The organism is Roseibium sp. FZY0029, from assembly GCF_036350355.1.
Taxonomy (GTDB): Bacteria; Pseudomonadota; Alphaproteobacteria; order Rhizobiales; family Stappiaceae; genus Roseibium.
This window is the reverse complement of the sequence record NZ_JAZDVZ010000027.1, coordinates 1-1,069: the sequence shown is the minus strand read 5'-3', so window position 1 is coordinate 1,069 and position 1,069 is coordinate 1. Positions and strand designations below refer to the sequence as shown.

Genomic DNA, 1,069 nt, shown 5'->3' with positions numbered 1-1,069 from the left:
GCCGAACCGGTGAAGGTCGGCATGATCACGACGCTCTCCGGTGGTGGTGCGGGTCTCGGCATCGATGCGCGCGACGGCTTCATGCTGGCGGTCAAACAGGCCGGCAACAAGGACCTGGACGTGATCATCGAGGACGACCAGCGCAAACCGGACGTGGCGGTTCAGCTTGCCGACAAGATGATCCAGTCGGACAAGGTCGACGTCCTGACCGGTATCATCTGGTCGAACCTGGCCATGGCCGTCGTGCCGTCGGCAACGGCTCAGGGCAAGTTCTATCTGTCGCCGAACGCCGGACCTTCCGCACTGGCCGGCAAGGGCTGTCATCCGAACTATTTCAGCGTCGCCTACCAGAACGACAACCTGCATGAAGCCGCTGGTGCCTACGCCAAGGAAACCGGTTTCAAGAAGACCTTTATCCTGGCGCCGAACTATCCGGCCGGCCAGGATTCGCTCACCGGCTTCAAGCGTTACTATGACGGCGAACTGGCGGGTGAGATCTACACCAAGCTGGGCCAGACCGACTATGCGGCCGAGCTTGCCCAGATCCGCGCATCGGGCGCCGACAGCGTGTTTTTCTTCCTGCCCGGCGGTATGGGGATCTCCTTCCTGAAGCAATATGCCGACAGCGGCATTGGTCTTCCGGTGGTCGGTCCGGCCTTCTCCTTCGATCAGGGCATCCTGCAGGCAGTTGGCGATGCGGCGCTGGGGGTGAAGAACACCAGCCAGTGGAGCAAGGACATCGACAACGATGCCAACAAGGCGTTTGTCGAAAGCTTCCAGGCCGAATATGGCCGCCTGCCGTCGCTCTATGCGGCCCAGGGCTTCGACACGGCCAACCTGCTGCTGTCGGCCATGGCCAAGGCGGATGTGACGGACGCGGATGCGTTTCGCACAGCGCTCGAAGCCGCCGACTTCCCGTCCGTGCGCGGCAAGTTCAGCTTCGGCCCGAACCATCACCCGATCCAGGACATCTACGTCCGCGAAGTGATCAAGGAAGGCGACGTCTACACCAACAAGATCGTCGGAACGGCCCTGTCCGATCATGGCGATGCCTATTCATCCGAGTGCA

At 61.7% G+C, this 1,069-nt stretch carries 1 protein-coding gene; it reads left to right on the top strand.

Going from position 1 to position 1,069, the window contains the following annotated elements; genetic code table 11:
- The coding region (locus V1T76_RS29015) for an ABC transporter substrate-binding protein (RefSeq protein ID WP_330564142.1) at positions 1–1,069 on the top strand (1,069 nt) is incomplete at both ends.